The organism is Oleiphilus sp. HI0128, from assembly GCF_001635365.1.
In genome coordinates this window covers 1-883 of the sequence record NZ_LWGG01000333.1, presented here as the reverse complement: position 1 = coordinate 883, position 883 = coordinate 1, and the positions used below count along the sequence as shown (strand labels likewise).

Annotated in this window: 1 protein-coding gene; it reads left to right on the top strand. The window is 45.8% G+C overall.

Annotated elements, in window-relative coordinates; genetic code table 11:
- The coding region (locus tag A3763_RS04300; RefSeq protein WP_304440787.1) for an alpha-isopropylmalate synthase regulatory domain-containing protein at positions 1–883 on the top strand (883 nt) is incomplete at both ends.

Here is an 883-nt window from a genome sequence, read left to right as displayed (position 1 = left end):
CAACGAGTTGAGGGTACCTTGATGGGGAATGGCGAGCGAACGGGAAATATGGATGTCATTACCATGGCGATGAATCTGTATAGCCAAGGTATCGACCCTGAATTGAACTTCTCTGATATGGATGAAATTATCCATACAGTTAAGGCGTGTACACAAATAGATGTTCACCCTCGACACCCTTACGCTGGCGACTTGGTGTTTACCGCTTTTTCTGGCAGTCATCAGGATGCGATTAAAAAATGCTTGTCTGTGCGTAAAAAAGAAGATCCATGGCAAGTTGCTTATTTGCCGATAGACCCGACTGATTTGGGGCGTAGTTATCAGGAGGTTATTCGTGTTAACTCGCAATCGGGCAAAGGCGGTATCGCATATAGCCTAGAGCGTGATTATGGCTTGAATTTGCCTCGCTGGTTACAGGTGGAATTTAGCTCAGCAGTACAAAAAGAAGCGGAGCTTAGCGGAGGTGAAGTTGATTCCGATAGAATCTGGGCGCTTTTCAGGGAAACATATATTGAACAGCAGTCTCCAGTGCATCTAGGGCCTTTTGAGATGAAGCGCTCAACGCATGACAGTATCGAGGCCCAGATCTTTACTGCTCAAGGTTCGGTGAATGTATCAGGTCAGGGACATGGTTTGATGGATGCTTATGTTGATGCCATGAATGCGCAATTTTCGTGTGATATGAAGGTATTGGAGTATTCTGAACATGCGCTTGATCATAGGACCGATGCTGAAGCAGTGACCTATGTTCAGGTCAACATCAATGGCCAGCGCTTCTCGGGGGTGGCGATTCATGAGGATATTGTTACGGCATCTTTGAATGCAGTGATGAGTGCTTATAATCAGTTTATAGCCAAGCAAAACGGAGCCAGCAATAGACTTA